This window comes from Mitsuaria sp. CC2, from assembly GCF_048957715.1.
GTDB lineage: Bacteria > Pseudomonadota > Gammaproteobacteria > Burkholderiales > Burkholderiaceae_C > Roseateles.
The window spans coordinates 177,731-193,820 of record NZ_JARVXN010000033.1; the positions used below are offsets into that span (position 1 = coordinate 177,731).

At 67.7% G+C, this 16,090-nt stretch carries 17 protein-coding genes; 9 read left to right on the forward strand and 8 right to left on the reverse strand.

Translation table 11 applies throughout. The features are described from left to right. Positions 1–16 precede the first annotated feature (16 nt). The 7 genes from hscA to PV762_RS22305 all read right to left on the reverse strand — a co-directional run bounded on the left by hscA (position 17) and on the right by PV762_RS22305 (position 5,768). Positions 17–1,885, reverse strand: a complete 1,869-nt coding sequence (hscA, locus tag PV762_RS22275; RefSeq protein ID WP_421037164.1) for a Fe-S protein assembly chaperone HscA — start codon at positions 1,883–1,885, stop codon at positions 17–19. A gap of 64 nt (positions 1,886–1,949) precedes the next feature. Next, a complete protein-coding gene (gene hscB, locus PV762_RS22280; protein ID WP_421037165.1) occupies positions 1,950–2,471 on the reverse strand; it encodes a Fe-S protein assembly co-chaperone HscB in 522 nt (173 codons plus the stop codon). Positions 2,472–2,520: 49 nt separating this feature from the next. Then, complete coding sequence (iscA, locus tag PV762_RS22285) at positions 2,521–2,844, reverse strand: iron-sulfur cluster assembly protein IscA (protein WP_067067084.1); 324 nt, start codon at positions 2,842–2,844, stop codon at positions 2,521–2,523. A gap of 8 nt (positions 2,845–2,852) precedes the next feature. After that, entirely contained in the window at positions 2,853–3,263 is a 411-nt protein-coding gene (gene iscU / locus PV762_RS22290) for a Fe-S cluster assembly scaffold IscU (protein WP_421037166.1), read from the reverse strand. 63 nt (positions 3,264–3,326) lie between these two features. Next, entirely contained in the window at positions 3,327–4,547 is a 1,221-nt protein-coding gene (locus PV762_RS22295; RefSeq protein WP_421037167.1) for an IscS subfamily cysteine desulfurase, read from the reverse strand. A 55-nt stretch (positions 4,548–4,602) separates the two neighbouring features. Then, positions 4,603–5,136, reverse strand: a complete 534-nt coding sequence (locus PV762_RS22300; protein ID WP_067273486.1) for a Fe-S cluster assembly transcription factor — start codon at positions 5,134–5,136, stop codon at positions 4,603–4,605. 167 nt (positions 5,137–5,303) lie between these two features. Further along, a complete protein-coding gene (locus PV762_RS22305; protein WP_421037168.1) occupies positions 5,304–5,768 on the reverse strand; it encodes a low molecular weight protein-tyrosine-phosphatase in 465 nt (154 codons plus the stop codon). Between the two features lie 65 nt (positions 5,769–5,833). Between PV762_RS22305 and PV762_RS22310 the strand changes: the two genes are divergently transcribed. From PV762_RS22310 to PV762_RS22320, 3 genes are all read left to right on the forward strand, one after another. Then, positions 5,834–5,998, forward strand: a complete 165-nt coding sequence (locus PV762_RS22310) for a hypothetical protein (protein ID WP_421037169.1) — start codon at positions 5,834–5,836, stop codon at positions 5,996–5,998. A 162-nt stretch (positions 5,999–6,160) separates the two neighbouring features. Further along, on the forward strand, positions 6,161–7,138 hold the full coding sequence (locus PV762_RS22315; protein WP_421037170.1) for an aliphatic sulfonate ABC transporter substrate-binding protein: 978 nt from the start codon (positions 6,161–6,163) through the stop codon (positions 7,136–7,138). A 79-nt stretch (positions 7,139–7,217) separates the two neighbouring features. Further along, positions 7,218–8,900, forward strand: coding sequence for a rhodanese-like domain-containing protein (locus tag PV762_RS22320; protein ID WP_421037171.1), 1,683 nt, complete (start codon positions 7,218–7,220; stop codon positions 8,898–8,900). 2 nt (positions 8,901–8,902) lie between these two features. Here the strand turns inward: PV762_RS22320 and uvrB are convergent, their stop codons facing one another. After that, positions 8,903–11,068, reverse strand: coding sequence for an excinuclease ABC subunit UvrB (uvrB, locus tag PV762_RS22325; protein WP_421037172.1), 2,166 nt, complete (start codon positions 11,066–11,068; stop codon positions 8,903–8,905). 133 nt (positions 11,069–11,201) lie between these two features. Here uvrB and PV762_RS22330 point away from each other — a divergent pair, with 133 nt between their 5' ends. The 6 genes from PV762_RS22330 to PV762_RS22355 all read left to right on the forward strand — a co-directional run bounded on the left by PV762_RS22330 (position 11,202) and on the right by PV762_RS22355 (position 16,061). Then, positions 11,202–12,404, forward strand: a complete 1,203-nt coding sequence (locus PV762_RS22330) for an amino acid aminotransferase (RefSeq protein ID WP_421037173.1) — start codon at positions 11,202–11,204, stop codon at positions 12,402–12,404. A gap of 279 nt (positions 12,405–12,683) precedes the next feature. After that, positions 12,684–14,006 (forward strand): polyhydroxyalkanoate depolymerase, encoded by a 1,323-nt coding sequence (locus tag PV762_RS22335; protein WP_421037174.1) that lies wholly within the window; start codon positions 12,684–12,686, stop codon positions 14,004–14,006. Continuing rightward, a complete protein-coding gene (rsxB, locus tag PV762_RS22340; RefSeq protein ID WP_421037175.1) occupies positions 14,003–14,701 on the forward strand; it encodes an electron transport complex subunit RsxB in 699 nt (232 codons plus the stop codon). Before PV762_RS22335 ends, rsxB begins: the two co-directional genes overlap by 4 nt. 78 nt (positions 14,702–14,779) lie before the next feature. Beyond that, positions 14,780–15,418, forward strand: a complete 639-nt coding sequence (gene nth / locus PV762_RS22345; RefSeq protein ID WP_421037176.1) for an endonuclease III — start codon at positions 14,780–14,782, stop codon at positions 15,416–15,418. 47 nt (positions 15,419–15,465) lie between these two features. Next, positions 15,466–15,720, forward strand: a complete 255-nt coding sequence (gene zapB / locus PV762_RS22350; protein ID WP_088407473.1) for a cell division protein ZapB — start codon at positions 15,466–15,468, stop codon at positions 15,718–15,720. Then, positions 15,717–16,061, forward strand: a complete 345-nt coding sequence (locus tag PV762_RS22355; protein ID WP_421037177.1) for a cell division protein ZapA — start codon at positions 15,717–15,719, stop codon at positions 16,059–16,061. Before zapB ends, PV762_RS22355 begins: the two co-directional genes overlap by 4 nt. Positions 16,062–16,090 lie beyond the last annotated feature (29 nt).

Here is a 16,090-nt window from a genome sequence, read left to right on the forward strand (position 1 = left end):
GGGCGTCGGCTTGCGGTCAGACCTGATCGATGCTGAGGCCGGTGAGGGCCTGCTGGATGCCGCGGTTCATGCGCGCGGCGGCGAAGGCCTCGGTGCCCTTGGCCAGCGTCTCGACCGCGGCGGTGATTGCGTCGGCATCCGCGACCGCGTCGTCGGCCTGCGCCTTGGCGAGCAGGTCCGTCTGCAGCGCGGCGATCTCGGCGCGTTCGGCGTCGCTGAGCAGGTCGCCGTCGGCGCGCAGCGCGGACTGGGTCGCGAGGATCATCCGCTCGGCGTCGACGCGCGCTTCGCGCAGCTTGCGGGCGACCATGTCGCCCTCGGCGCTGGCGAAGCCTTCGCGCAGCATCGTCGCGATCTGATCGTCGGAGAGGCCGTAGCTCGGCTTGACCTGCACCGCCGCTTCGACACCCGAGCCCAGCTCGCGCGCGGAAACGCTCAGCAGGCCGTCGGCGTCGACCTGGAAGGTCACGCGGATGCGCGCTGCGCCGGCCACCATCGGCGGAATGCCGCGCAGCTCGAAGCGCGCCAGCGAGCGACATTCGCTCACCAGCTCGCGCTCGCCCTGCAGCACGTGCACCGCCAGCGCGGTCTGACCATCCTTGAAGGTGGTGAAGTCCTGCGCCTTCGCCACGGGGATGGTGGCGTTGCGCTCGATGATGCGCTCGACCAAGCCACCCATGGTCTCCAGACCCAGCGACAGCGGGATCACGTCCAGCAGCAGGATCTCGCCGTCCGAGCTGTTGCCGGCCAGCTGATTGGCCTGCACGGAGGCGCCCAGCGCGACGACTTCATCGGGGTTCAGATCGGTCAGGACTTCGCGGCCGAACAGTTCGCCGACGACGCGGCGCACGATCGGCATGCGCGTGGAACCGCCGACCATCACCGTGCCCTGCACCTCGTCCGCGCCGACCTTCGCATCGCGCAGCACGCGGCGCACGGCCAGCAGCGTCTTGTTGACCAGCGGCTGGGCCAACTCGTCGAACTGGCCTCGCGAGACCTCGACGTTCAGCGCGCCGGCGTCCAGCGCGGCGCTCAGCGTCACGCGCTCGTGGTCGGTCAGCGATTCCTTGGCTTCGCGCGCAGCGACCAGCACACGGCGCTTGTCCGCTGCGCTGCTCACGCTCAGACCCGCGTGCGCCAGCGCCCAGTCGGCCAGCAGGCGATCGAAATCGTCGCCGCCAAGCTGCGCATCGCCGCCGGTCGCGACGACTTCAAACACGCCCTTCGTCAGGCGCAGCAGCGAGATGTCGAAGGTGCCGCCGCCCAGGTCGTAGACGGCATAGAGGCCCTCGTTGCCGGTGTCGAGCCCGTAGGCGATCGCGGCGGCGGTGGGCTCGTTGATCAGGCGCAGCACGTTCAGGCCCGCGAGCTGCGCCGCGTCCTTGGTCGCCTGGCGCTGCGCGTCGTCGAAGTACGCGGGCACCGTGATGACGGCGCCGAACAGGTCGTCGTTGAACGTGTCTTCAGCGCGCTGGCGCAGCGTGGCCAGGATCTCCGCGCTGATCTCGACCGGCGACTTCAGGCCCTCGCGGGTGGCCACGCTCAGCATGCCGGGCGTGTCCTCGAAGCGGTACGGGAGCTTGTCGCGGTTGGCGATGTCGTCGAGGCGGCGGCCCATGAAGCGCTTCACCGAGACGATGGTGTTCTCCGGGTCATCTGCCTGCGCGGCGAGCGCGTCGTAGCCGAACTGGCGGCGGCCTTCCGGCATCACGCGCACGGCCGACGGCAGGATCACGCGGCCCTGGTCGTCCGGCAGGCACTCGGCCACGCCGTGGCGCACCGACGCCACCAGCGAATGCGTCGTGCCGAGGTCGATGCCCACCGCGATGCGGCGCTGATGGGGATCGGGCGACGCGCCGGGTTCGGAGATTTGCAGCAGGGCCATGGTGTGTTGTCTTGTTCTTCGAATGTCGGTGAGGCGATCCGGGGAGGTGTTGGCCGATCCGGCCTCAGGAGTGCGCCAGCGTGTCGAGCCGATGATCGATGTCCGAGCGGAAACGCGTCAGGAACATGAGCGCGCGCACCGACTCGGCGGCGCCGGCCGCGTTGCCCTCGTCGTCGAGCTGACGGCCAGCCTGCGCCAGCAGCGCGCGTTCACGGTCGGCGACCTGCTTGTCGATGGCCAGGATCGCGTCGGGCGTCTTCGCTTCGTCGAGCGACTCACGCCATTCCATCTGCTCCATCAGGAACGCCGCGGGCATCCGGGTGTTCTCGTTGGCCTGGATGGGCGCGCCGCGCAGCTCGCAGAGGTAGGACGCGCGCTTGAGCGGATCGCGCAGGCGCTGGTGCGCCTCGTTGACGCGCAGCGCCCACTGCATCGCCAGGCGCTGCGAGGCCGCGCCGTCGGCGGCGAAGCGGTCGGGATGCACCTTGGCCGCGAGCGCTTTCCAGCGCTCGGCGATCTCGGTGCCGTCCTGCGCGAAACGCTGCGGCAGGCCGAACAGGGTGAAGTCGTCGTCGTCGAGTTTCATGAACAAAAAAGCGCGGCACCGCGGCCGCGCCCTTTTTCGCGTGCGGAACTCAGATCCGGAAAGACTCGCCGCAGCCGCAGCGGTCCTTCTCACGCGGATTGCGGAACTTGAAGCCCTCGTTCAGGCCCTCGCGGACGAAGTCCAACTCGGTGCCGTCCAGATACGGCAGGCTCTTCGGGTCGATCAGCACCTTCACGCCATGGCCTTCGAAGATCACATCCTCGGGGGCCACCTCGTCGGCGTACTCCAGCTTGTAGGCCAGACCCGAGCAGCCGGTGGTCTTCACGCCCAGGCGCACGCCCACGCCACGACCGCGCTTGGCGATGTAGCGCGTGACGTGCCGCGCGGCGGCTTCGGTCAGGGTGACGGACATCGCGGACCTCAGGCGGCGGCGGTCGCGTCGGCGTTCTGACCGTGCTTGGCGCGGTAGTCGTCCACCGCGGCCTTGATCGCGTCTTCCGCCAGGATCGAGCAGTGGATCTTCACCGGCGGCAGGGCCAGTTCTTCCGCGATCTGGTTGTTCTTGATGGACAGCGCCTGGTCCAGCGTCTTGCCCTTGACCCACTCGGTGACCAGCGAACTCGACGCGATCGCCGAGCCGCAGCCGTAGGTCTTGAACTTGGCGTCCTCGATCAGGCCGGTCGCGGGATTGACCTTGATCTGGAGCTTCATCACGTCGCCGCAGGCCGGCGCGCCGACCATGCCGGTGCCGACGGACTCGTCGCCCTTGTCGAAGCCGCCCACGTTGCGGGGATTCTCGTAGTGGTCGATGACCTTGTCGCTGTATGCCATGTCGTGTTCTCCAACAACTCTGTCTTGATGAACTGCGTCGTTCGCTCTGCCGTCAGCGGACGCTCAATGCGCCGCCCACTGGATGGTGCTGATGTCGACGCCTTCCTTGTACATGTCCCACAGCGGGGACAGTTCGCGCAGCTTGGCGACGCGGTCCTTCAGCAGCGAGACGGCGTAGTCGATTTCCTCTTCGGTCGTGAAACGGCCGATCGTCATGCGCAGCGAGGAATGCGCCAGCTCGTCGCTGCGCCCCAGGGCGCGCAGCACGTAGCTCGGTTCCAGGCTCGCGGACGTGCAGGCCGAGCCCGACGACACGGCGATGCCCTTGATGCCCATGATCAGCGACTCGCCCTCGACGTAGTTGAACGAGGCGTTGACGTTGTGGGGCACGCGGCGGGTCAGGTCGCCGTTGATGAACACCTGCTCGATGTCCTTCAGGCCGTCCAGGAGGCGCTGCTGCAGCGCCTTGATGCGGGGCAGCTCGGTGGCCATCTCCTCGCGGGCGATGCGGAAAGCCTCGCCCATGCCGACGATCTGATGCGTGGGGAGCGTGCCCGAACGCAGGCCGCGCTCGTGACCGCCACCGTGCATCTGCGCTTCCAGGCGCACGCGCGGCTTGCGACGCACGTACAGCGCGCCGATGCCCTTCGGGCCGTAGGACTTGTGCGAGGCCAGGCTCATCAGGTCAACCGGCAGCGTGGTCAGGTCGATCTCGACCTTGCCGGTGGCCTGCGCGGCGTCGACATGGAAGACGATGCCCTTCTCGCGGCACAGGGCGCCGATGGTCGGGATGTCCTGGATCACGCCGATCTCGTTGTTCACGAACATCACCGAGATCAGGATCGTGTCGGGGCGGATGGCCGCCTTCAACACGTCCAGGTCGATCAGGCCGTCTTCCTGGACGTCGAGGTAGGTGACCTCGAAGCCCTGGCGCTCCAGCTCACGCGTCGTGTCGAGCACGGCCTTGTGCTCGGTCTTGATCGTGATCAGGTGCTTGCCGCGCGACTGGTAGAAGTTGGCCGCGCCCTTGATGGCGAGGTTGTTCGACTCGGTCGCGCCGGAGGTCCAGACGATCTCGCGCGGATCCGCGCCGATCAGCTTGGCGACTTCGACGCGTGCCTTCTCCACGGCCTCTTCCGCCTCCCAACCCCACGCGTGACTGCGCGACGCCGGATTGCCGAAGTGCTCGCGCAGCCACGGAATCATCGCGTCGACGACGCGCGGGTCCACCGGCGTGGTGGCGCCGTAGTCCATGTAGATGGGGAAGTGCGGGGTCATGTCCATGGGAACGTTCTTCTTGTCGACTACTGAATGGTTGACGTGGACCGGAGGGCCGGAATCACTTGCTCATCGCATTGCCGAGCGCGAACACGGAATTCGGCGCGGTGATGCGGATGGGCTTGACGACGGGGGTGCTCGAGATGGCGCGCTTGATCGGCGCTTCCTCGACGGTGACGCCCTTGGCGAGCTGGTCGTCGACGAGCTTGCGCAGCGTGACCGAATCGAGGTACTCGATCATCTTGTTGTTGAGCGCCGTCCACAGGTCGTGCGTGATGCAGCGGCCGGTGTCGTCGCCCATGCAGTTTTCCTTGCCGCCGCAGCCGGTGGCGTCGATGGGTTCGTCGACGGCGACGATGATGTCGGCCACGGTGATCTCATCGGAGCGGCGGCCCAGGGAATAACCGCCGCCGGGACCGCGGGTGGACTCCACCAGTTGATGGCGGCGCAGCTTGCCGAACAGCTGCTCCAGATAGGACAGCGAGATCTGCTGGCGCTGGCTGATCGCCGCCAGCGCGACGGGCCCGCCGTTTTCGCGCAGGGCCAGATCGATCATCGCGGTGACGGCAAAACGACCTTTGGTGGTGAGACGCATCGAACTTCTCCTTGGCGCCCGTGTCGGGCTACAGGACATGGAGGCGGCGGCTCGGCTGACGCCGGGTCGACTCACGGAGCAGGGTTAACCCCGCTAAGTCCGACCATTTTACTCAATTAAGAAGAAGCGTGCTCGGGTTACCCCGGACAGGGGTCGAGGGGGCCTTTTCAGGCCAGGCGGCTGGCCGCCATCTGGGCCAGGCGACCGCATCCGGACTCCAACAGATCGAGCACCTGCTCGAACCCGTCCGCACCGCCGTAATACGGATCTGGTACTTCGATCTCCCCCGGAAGCAGGGAAATCCGGTGCTGCAGCGCAGCAGGACAGCGTCGACGGAGTTCGCGCAGGTGGCCGCCGTCCATGGCGATCAAGAGATCGAAGCGCTCGAAATCATCGGTGCGAAGCGCGCGCGCCCGTTGGTCGCCGAGCTCATAACCCCTCATCAGGGCGTGGTCTTGGGAGCGTTCGTCGGGGGGCTCGCCAGCATGCCAGCCCTGGACGCCGGCAGAGTCGACGTGGACGCGATCCGCCAGTCCCATGGCCGTCAGTTGATGGCGGAGCACCCCTTCCGCCGTCGGCGAGCGACAGATGTTGCCTGTGCACACAAAGAGGATGGAGAGTTCTGCAGCCATGACGCTGTATTGTGGCTTGGCCCGGGATTTGCCCTTCCACCGTTCCCAACCCTTGGAAAGCTGCCATGAGCCTCACGCAAATCGAAACCATCCGTCTCGCCCGCCTGCAACTGATCGACCTCGGCGACGAGAAGACCGCGGCGTTGCTGGAATGGGCCCTGGAGGACAAGGCCGCCTCCTCGCCGACTTCCGGAACTCCGCCCCAGCGCGACACGCCGCGGGCCGGCTGAAGTCGTCAGCACGACGGTCAAGACCTGGATAAAGGCGCAGGCGGCGCCTGCCTGACGCCGACGACGTTTATCGATCCTCGCTTTGCTTCGTTCCAGGTCGTGACGAGGATCCCTAGGCTGCAGTGACCTCCCGTTTCCTCGTGATTGCGAGTTCACCGCGCCATGCCCTCCTCTGCCCTTCCGACTTCCCGCCGCCAATGGCTGGCCCAGGCAGCTGCCCTCGCGGCCGCCGCCGCCCTGCCAGCGCCTCCGGTGCTCGCCGCCGACGCCAGGACCCTGCGCATCGGCTACCAGAAGTCCAGCACGCTGACGCTGTTCCTGAAGTCGCGCGGCGTCCTGGAGAAGGCGCTCGCGCCGCAGCAGGTCAGCGTCAGTTGGCATGAGTTCACCTCCGGACTGCCGCTGCTGGAAGCGCTCAACATCGGCGCGCTCGACCTCAGCGCGGACGTGGCCGACGCGGTCCCGCCGTTCGCGCTCGCCGCCGGCGCCAAGCTCACCTACTACGCGATCGAGACACCCTCGCCCACCGCGCAGGCCATCGTGGTCCGCAAGGATTCGCCGATCACCAGCGTCGCCCAGTTGAAGGGAAAGAAGGTCGGCTTCGCCAAGGGCGCCGGTGCGCATTACCTGCTCCTGGAAGCGCTGAACCAGGCCGGCCTGTCCATCAAGGACATCGAGCCCGCCTACCTCAATCCCGCCGACGGACGTTCGGCCTTCGAGAACGGCGCCATCGCCGCCTGGGTCGTCTGGGATCCGTTCCTGGCCGCCGTGCAGCGCCAGTCCGGCGCCCGCATCCTGGTCGACGGCACCCGCATCGCCGCCTACCGGCGCTTCTATCTCGCGGCCACCTCGTTCGCGCAACAGCATCCCGAGGTGCTCCAGCGCGTCTACGACGAACTCCAGCGCGCCGGCGAGTGGGTGAAGAAGAACCCCGCCGCCGCGGCCGAGTGGCATGCCCCGGTGCTGGGTCTGGACGCCTCCATCGTCGCCGCCGCGAACGAGCGGCGCACGTACGCGGTCCGCCCCGTCGATGCGGAATCGCTCGCCGAGCAGCAGCGCATCGCCGACGCCTTCAGCGGCGCGCAGATCCTGCCGCGCCGCATCGCCATCCAGGAATCGCCCGTCTGGCGCCCTGCTTGAACAGCGCCTCATCCCCGAACCCACGCCCGAACCGATGCCCGACCCACACCGTCCCGGTCCGATCGCCAGGAGTCACCCCATGTCCGTCCTGAACTCCGACACCGGAGCCGCCCCAGGGCTGTCCCGCCCGCCGACCCCGAAGCATCCCGCGCCGCTGCCAACCCGCACGCCCGCCGACGTCCGCGCCGCGCTGCTGGCGCGCGTGGAGATCGCGCTGCTCGATGTCCGCGAGGAAGCCGCCTATGCCGAAGCCCATCCGCTGTGGGCCGCCAATCTAGCGGCCTCCCGGCTGGAACTCGACGCCTGGGGGCGACTGCCCCGGCGCAACGTGCCCATCGTGGTCTATGACGACGGTGAAGGCGTCGCGGTGCCGTCGGCGCGGAAGCTGCAGTCGCTCGGCTACACCGATGTCGCCCTGCTCGCCGGCGGTCTGGGTGCCTGGCGCGACGACGGCCTGGAGCTCTTCCGCGATGTCAATGTCCCGAGCAAGGCCTTCGGCGAGCTCGTCGAGGCGCGCCGCCACACGCCCTCATTGCCGGCGGAAGAAGTCCAGGAGCGTCTCGCGCGCCGGGACGATCTCGTCCTGCTCGACGCCCGGCGCTTCGACGAGTACCGCACGATGAGCCTGCCCGGCTCGATCAGCACGCCGGGCGGCGAGCTCGTCCGCCGCGCGCGCGACCTCGCGCCGGATCCGTCGACGACCATCGTCGTCCACTGCGCCGGCCGCACCCGCAGCCTGATCGGCGCTCAATCGCTGATCGACGCCGGCCTCCCGAATCCCGTCGCGGCACTGCGCAACGGGACGATCGGATGGACGCTCGCCGGACTCACGCTGGCCCAGGGTCAGGGCCGCTCCCATGAGGACGTCGCGGTAGGCGACCTGACCGCTGCGCGGGAGGGCGCGGCCGCCCTCGCCCGCCGTGCGCACGTCCAGGCCATCGATGCTTCGGTCCTCGCGGAATGGCTGGCCGATACGCGGCGGTCGACCTATCGTTTCGACGTCCGCAGCGCCGCTGAATACGGTCGCGGCCATCGACCCGGATTCCGCAATGCGCCGGGCGGACAGCTCGTCCAGGAAACCGACCACCACGTCCCGGTGCGCGGCGCGCGCGTCGTGCTGGCCGACGACGACGGCATTCGCGCGCCGATGGCGGCGGCCTGGCTCGCGCAGATGGGCTGGGAAGTCGCCGTGCTGCCCCCCGACGACGCCACCCACACCGAAACGGGTCCCGATCTGCCGCCACAACCGCTCTCGCCGGCAGTCGCGACCATCACGCCCGCCGAGCTTGCCGGCTGGCGTACCGAAGAGGCGGACCGCGAGCATCCCGACACTGTCGTCGTCGACGTGGCGCCGAGCATCACCTACATCGTCCGGCACATCCCCGGTGCCTGGTGGAGCCCGCGGGCCCGACTCACCGACGCGTTGAGGAACGTGATCCCCCACGCGCGTCGCGTCGTGCTCACCGGCAACCTGGGCGTGCTGCCTCGTTTCGTCGCGGCGGACCTGGCGGCCGAACTGGCTTCAGAAGGACGTGAGCTGCTGGTACTCGAAGGCGGCACGACCGCCTGGTACGACGCGGGCCTGCCGATCGAATCCGCCAATCCGCGTCTGGCTTTCCCGCGCGACGACCGTTATCGCCGCCCTTACGAGGGCACGAACCACGCGCGCGACGCCATGCAGGCCTACCTCGACTGGGAGTTCGGACTGGTGGCCCAGCTCGACCGAGACGGGACGCACTTCTTCCGCGTGGTCGAGGACTAGCCTTACTTCCCCTTGCCGGCCGTGATCGGCACGACGTTGTCGTGCACGGACGCGCCGAAGGCCTGCTCCTTGAGCTGGGACAGCTGGTCGCGCAGCCGCGCGGCCTTCTCGAACTCGAGGTTGCGCGCGTGTTCCAGCATCTGCTTCTCCAGCTGGGTGATGCGCTTGCTCAGGTCCTTCTCGCTGAGCGCCTCCACCTCGGCCGCGTCGTGGATCACCTTGGCGTCGTCGCGCCCCGGCTTGTCGCTGTAGACGCCGTCGATCAGGTCGCGGATGCGCTTGACCACGCCGCGCGGCGTGATGCCGTTGGCCTCGTTGAACTCGATCTGCTTGGCACGCCTCCGCTCGGTTTCGCCGATGGCCTTCTTCATGGACTCGGTCATGCGGTCCGCATACAGGATCGCCTTGCCGTTCACGTTCCGCGCGGCCCGTCCGATGGTCTGGATCAGGCTGCGTTCCGCGCGGAGGAACCCTTCCTTGTCCGCATCCAGGATCGCCACCAGCGACACCTCGGGAATGTCCAGGCCCTCGCGCAGCAGGTTGATGCCCACCAGCACGTCGAAGGTCCCCAGCCGCAGGTCGCGCAGGATTTCCACACGCTCGACGGTGTCGATGTCCGAGTGCAGGTAACGCACCTTCACGCCGTTGTCGCTGAGGTACTCGGTCAGCTGTTCGGCCATGCGCTTCGTCAGCGTGGTGATCAGCACGCGCTCGTGGATCTCGACGCGGTCGCGGATCTCCTGCAGCACGTCGTCGACCTGATGCACCGCCGGTCTCACCTCGACAATCGGATCCACCAGTCCCGTCGGTCTCACCAGCTGCTCGACCACGTTGCCGGCCTGGCGCTTCTCATAGTCGCCCGGCGTCGCGCTGACGAAGATGGCCTGGCGCATCTTGCGCTCGTACTCCTCGAACTTCAGCGGCCGGTTGTCCATCGCCGACGGCAATCTGAAGCCGTACTCGACCAGCGTGCTCTTGCGCGCCCGGTCGCCGTTGTACATGCCGCCGAACTGGCCGATCAGCACGTGGCTCTCGTCCAGGAACATCAGCGCGTCGGGTGGCAGGTAGTCCACCAGCGTCGGCGGCGGATCGCCCGGCGCGGCCTGCGACAGGTGGCGCGTGTAGTTCTCGATGCCTTTGCAGTGGCCGACCTCCTGGAGCATCTCCAGGTCGAAGCGCGTGCGCTGCTCCAGCCGCTGGGCCTCGACGAGCTTGCCCTCCTTGATGAAGAAGGCGACGCGCTCGCGCAGCTCCTCCTTGATCGTCTCGATCGCCGCGACCACGCGGTCGCGCGGGGTCACGTAATGGCTCGACGGATAGACGGTGAAGCGCGGGATCTTCTGCCGGATCTGGCCGGTCAGCGGATCGAAGAGCACCAGGCCGTCGACCTCGTCGTCGAAGAGCTCGATCCGCAGCGCCAGCTCCGAGTGCTCGGCCGGGAACACGTCGATCGTGTCGCCGCGCACGCGGAAGTGGCCGCGGGTGAATTCCATCTCGTTGCGCGTGTACTGCATGCGCGCCAGCTGCTGGATCACGTCGCGCTGGCCGACCTTGTCGCCCACCCGCAGCGTCATCACCATCTGGTGGTAGTCGCTGGGGTTGCCGATGCCGTAGATCGCCGACACCGATGCCACGATCACCACGTCGCGCCGCTCCAGCAGGCTCTTCGTGCAGGACAGTCTCAGCTGCTCGATCTGCTCGTTGATCGCGCTGTCCTTCTCGATGAACAGGTCGCGCTGCGGCACGTAGGCCTCGGGCTGGTAGTAGTCGTAGTAGCTGACGAAGTACTCGACGGCGTTCTTCGGGAAGAACTCGCGGAACTCGCTGTACAGCTGCGCCGCCAGCGTCTTGTTGGGCGCGAAGACGATCGCCGGGCGTCCCAGGCGGGCGATCGTGTTGGCCATCGTGAAGGTCTTGCCCGAGCCCGTCACGCCCAGCAGCGTCTGGAAGCTCTCGCCGTCGTTGACACCGTCCACCAGCCCCTGGATCGCGGTCGGCTGGTCGCCTGCGGGCGGGTACGGCTGGAAGAGCTGGAAAGGAGAGCCTTCGAAAGAGACGAATTCGCCCTTCGGCGGTTCGCGCGCGCCGGCGTTGTCCACCTGTGGCGGGGCAGGTTTCTCCCCCTTGGCGACGGAGGTTTCAGGCTTGGCGGCGGTGGATCGGCTCATCAGGGTTTCCCAGGGGCAACGCATGTTCCCTGCCTACAATCGGCGGGCTTCGCTGGACGCTCAGGAGGCGCCTCGGGCGTCAGGACGCGACAGCGTAGCGCAGTCCTCACCACCGTTTGTCAGGAAAGCCTCCATGTCCTTGTTCGCCGCCGTCGCCATGGCCCCTCGCGACCCCATCCTGGGTCTGAACGAGCAATTCAACGCCGACCCGAATCCCGATAAGGTCAACCTGGGCGTCGGCGTCTATTACGACGACAACGGCAAGCTGCCGCTGCTGGCCTGCGTGGCCGCCGCGGAAGCGCAGATGCAGGCGGCCCCCAAGCCGCGCGGTTATCTGCCCATCGACGGCATCGCCGCCTACGACCTCGCGGTCCAGGGCCTGGTCTTCGGCGCCGACAGCGACGTGCTCAAGAGCAAGCGCGTGGCGACCGTGCAGGCCATCGGCGGCACCGGCGGCCTGAAGATCGGCGCGGACTTCCTCAAGCGCCTGAACCCGGGCGCCACGGTGCTGATCTCCGACCCGTCCTGGGAAAACCACCGCGCGCTGTTCACCAACGCCGGCTTCCCGGTCGAGACCTACCCCTACTACGACGCCGCCAACCGGGGCATCAACTTCGACGGCATGCTGTCGGCGCTCGACGCCGCGCCGGCCGGCACGGTCGTCGTGCTGCACGCCTGCTGCCACAACCCGACCGGCTACGACCTGACGCCCGCGCAATGGGCGCAGGTGGTCGAGACGGTCAAGGCCAAGCACCTCGTCGCCTTCCTCGACATGGCCTACCAGGGCTTCGGCGAAGGCATCGCCGAGGACGGCGCCGTGATCCAGCAGTTCCTGAACGCCGGCCTGGACTTCTTCGTGTCGACCAGCTTCTCCAAGAGCTTCTCGCTCTACGGCGAGCGCGTCGGCGCGCTGAGCGTGGTCTGCGCCTCCGCGGAAGAAACGGTCAAGGTCCTGAGCCAGCTCAAGATCGTCATCCGGACCAACTACTCCAACCCGCCGACGCACGGCGCCCAGGTCGTGGCCACGGTGCTGTCGACCCCGGCGCTGCGCGCCCAGTGGGAAGAGGAACTGGCCGGCATGCGCGTGCGCATCAAGCAGATGCGTGAAGCGCTGGTCACCGAACTCAAGGCCGCCGGCATCACCGACGACCTGAGCTACGTGACCCGCCAGAAGGGCATGTTCAGCTACAGCGGCCTGTCCGCGGAACAGATGCAGCGCCTGCGCTCGGAGTTCGGCGTCTATGGCGTCGACTCGGGCCGGATCTGTGTCGCCGCCCTGAACAGCAAGAACCTGAAACCCGTCGCCGCCGCGATCGCCGCCGTGAAGAAGGGCTGAGAGGGCTGAGAGGGCTGAGCGCCGATCCCCCTCAGATCCGCGCTTCCAGCACCACACTTCGATGCGCTGATCGCACGATCGGCCATCGAACACAGGGCCGGACCCGCCGAAAGCGGGCCGGCCCTGCGCATTTATGGCGAAATGCCTTCGTTCCAAGCCCCTCTTTCTGCCTTGCAAGGAACGCTGGCGACACACACTGCAAATGGCCGGGCACTAGAATTGCTGCATTGCACAACGGGTGCCAGCCTTCGCCTCACTCCCCCTCGAGAGGTTCGCCAGATGCTCTACCAGCTTTATGAAACCCAACGCGCGCTGCTGAGCCCGTTCTCCGAATTCGCCAGCGCCACGGCCAAGCTGTACAGCCACCCGCTGTCGCCCTTCGCCCATACGCCGCTGTCGCACCGGCTGTCCGCCGGCATGGACCTGATGCACCGGCTGGCGAAGGAATACGAGAAGCCGCAGTTCGAGATCAACAGCGTCGAGGTCGACGGCGTCGACGTCGCAGTGCAGGAACTGGTCGCGCTGGAGCAGCCGTTCTGCCGCCTGCTGCGCTTCAAGCGCTACACCGACGACCCCGCGGTGCTCGCCAAGATGAAGGCGCAGCCGACCGTGCTGGTCGTGGCGCCGCTGTCGGGCCACCACAGCACGCTGCTGCGCGACACCGTCAAGCAGCTGCTGAAGGACCACAAGGTCTTCATCACCGACTGGACCGACGCCCGCATGGTGCCGATGGAAGCCGGCGCCTTCCACCTCGACGACTACATCTACTCCGTCCAGGACTTCATCCGGCACGTCGGCGAGGACTGCCATGTGATCTCGGTCTGCCAGCCCACGGTGCCGGTGCTGGCCGCGATCTCGCTGATGGCCACCAAGGGCGAGACCACGCCGCGCTCGATGACGATGATGGGCGGGCCCATCGACGCGCGTCGCAGTCCCACGGCGGTCAACAACCTGGCGATGAACAAGAGCTACGCCTGGTTCGAGAACAACGTGATCCACCGCGTGCCCACCCACTTCCCGGGCGCGGGCCGGGCGGTCTATCCGGGGTTCCTGCAGCACACCGGCTTCGTGGCGATGAACCCGGACCGCCACCTGAGCTCGCACTACGACTACTTCCTCGATCTGGTCCGCGGCGACGACGACAGCGCCGAATCGCACCGCCGCTTCTATGACGAGTACAACGCCGTGCTGGACATGCCGGCGGAGTACTACCTGGACACCATCAAGACGGTGTTCCAGGACTTCGCGCTGGTGAACGGGACCTGGGAAGTCGGCGGCGACCTGGTGCGCCCGCAGGACATCAGCCAGACGGCGCTGCTGACGGTCGAGGGCGAGCTGGACGACATCTCCGGCGCCGGCCAGACCAAGGCCGCGCACGAGCTGTGCAGCGGCATCGCCTCGAAGGATCAGGCTCACTACGACGCGGTCGGCGCCGGTCACTACGGCATCTTCTCGGGCCGCCGCTGGCGCGAGAAAGTCTATCCGGTGATCCGCGACTTCATTGCGAAGTACGATGCGGCCCCGTTGCACAAGCCCGCCGCGGCCAAACGTGCCGCCGCCCGACCGGCTGCGGCCCGCCGGTCGCGCAAGCCGACCGAGTGAACCCCGCCGCTTCCGCCGCCGCTGAACCGACCTCCGCTCCGTTCGACGATCTCGTCGAACGCCTGAACCTGGCCCTGCCGCAGACGCAATGCACGCGCTGCGGCTATCCGGACTGCCACTCGTACGCCCATGCGATCGCGCGCGGAGAAGCGGCGATCAACCAGTGCCCGCCCGGCGGTTCGGAGGGCATCGCCCGCCTGGCCGCGCTGACCGCCCGCGAAGCCCTGCCGCTCAATCCGGAGCACGGCATCGAGGGCCCCCGCCGGCTTGCCGTCATCGACGAAGGCTGGTGCATCGGTTGCACGCTGTGCATCAAGGCCTGCCCCGTCGACGCGATAGTCGGCACCAACAAGCAGATGCACGTCGTCATCGACGCCGACTGCACCGGTTGCGAACTCTGCATCCCGGCGTGCCCGGTCGACTGCATTTCGCTGGCCGACGTCACGCCTGGGAAGAGCGGCTGGGCCGCGTGGAGCGCACCGCAGGCCGAACGCGCCCGTGAGCGCTACCGCTGGCATGAGATCCGCGTCGCGCGCGACCTGCGCGAACATGACACGCGCCTGGAGGCCAAGGCGCAGCACAAGCTCGACCACCTCGAAGAGGAAACACGGCTCACCGACGCCGCGCAGATCGACCGCAAGCGCGCCGTCATCGAGGCCGCACTCGCGCGGGCCCGCGCCAAGCGGGGCGCCTGAGCACCGGTCGCCTGTCACCTTCGATCGCCTCCCGATCGCCTCCCGATCGCCAGCCATTGCCAGCCCCTGCCGCTCGCCATGAATCAGACCCAAGTCCGCGAATTCTTCGAGATCCTCCGCCGCGCCAATCCATCGCCGCAGACCGAGCTGGAATACGCCAGCGTCTTCGAACTGCTCGCCGCGGTGCTGCTGTCCGCGCAGGCCACCGACGTCGGCGTCAACAAGGCGACGAGGCGGCTGTTCGTCGTGGCCAACACGCCGCAGAAGATCCTCGACCTCGGCGAGGAGCGGCTCGCCGACTACATCAAGACGATCGGGCTCTACAAGACCAAGGCGAAGAACCTGTACGCGACCTGCCGGATCCTGGTCGAGCAGTACGGCGGCGCCGTGCCGCAGAGCCGCGAGGCGCTCGAATCCCTGCCCGGCGTCGGCCGCAAGACGGCGAACGTGGTACTCAACGTCGCCTTCGGCGAAGCGACGATGGCCGTTGACACGCACATCTTCCGCGTCGGCAACCGCACGGGCCTGGCGCCAGGAAAGAACGTCCTGGAGGTCGAACAGCAACTGCTTGAACGCGTGCCGGAGGAATTCCTGGTGGACGCGCACCATTGGCTGATCCTCCACGGGCGCTACGTCTGCCAGGCGCGCCGACCGCTGTGCGAGCGTTGCGCCGTCGTCGCGCAATGTGACAGCGCGCCCCTGGCCGCGGCGCGTTGAGCGAACCCCCGCCCCTACAATCTGCGCGTTCATCCGTCAGGGAAGCCATGTCCAGCATCAACGACCTAGTCGACCGCGTCGAGCGCCTGCTGGTGCGTCACGAGGAACTCAAACGCACGAACGACCTGCTCGAGCAACAGGTCCAGGCGCTTTCGCTGGAACGCGACAGCCTGCGCTCCAGACTGGCCGCAGCACGCGCGCGTGTCGACGCCCTGCTGGACCGCCTGCCGCTGGAAGCGGTCGATCTCCTGGAGAGCGGCGACGGCACTGACACCTCTGATTCTCGAAAGACGGGCGCATGAAGCAAATGGAAGTCACGATCATGGGCCAGAGCTACCTGCTCGGCTGCCCCGAAGGCGGCGAAGCCGCGCTGCAGAAGGCGGTGGGCCGCGTCGACAAGGAAATGTGCGCCATCCGCGACGCCGGCCGCGTCAAGGCGCGTGAGCGCATCGCCGTGCTGGCGGCCTTGAACCTCGCTTATTCGCTCACCGAATCGACGGCGAACGCCGCGACCGCAAGCGATGCAACCGATGCAACGACCGGTGACGTTCGCGGCGTCAGCGCCGATGGCGCCATACCCGATCTTGAAACGCTGATGAAGCGGCTCGATGAAGCCCTTGTCCAAGACGGGCAACTGCTGTGAACGCGGGATCGCGGCGCGTAGAATCCACC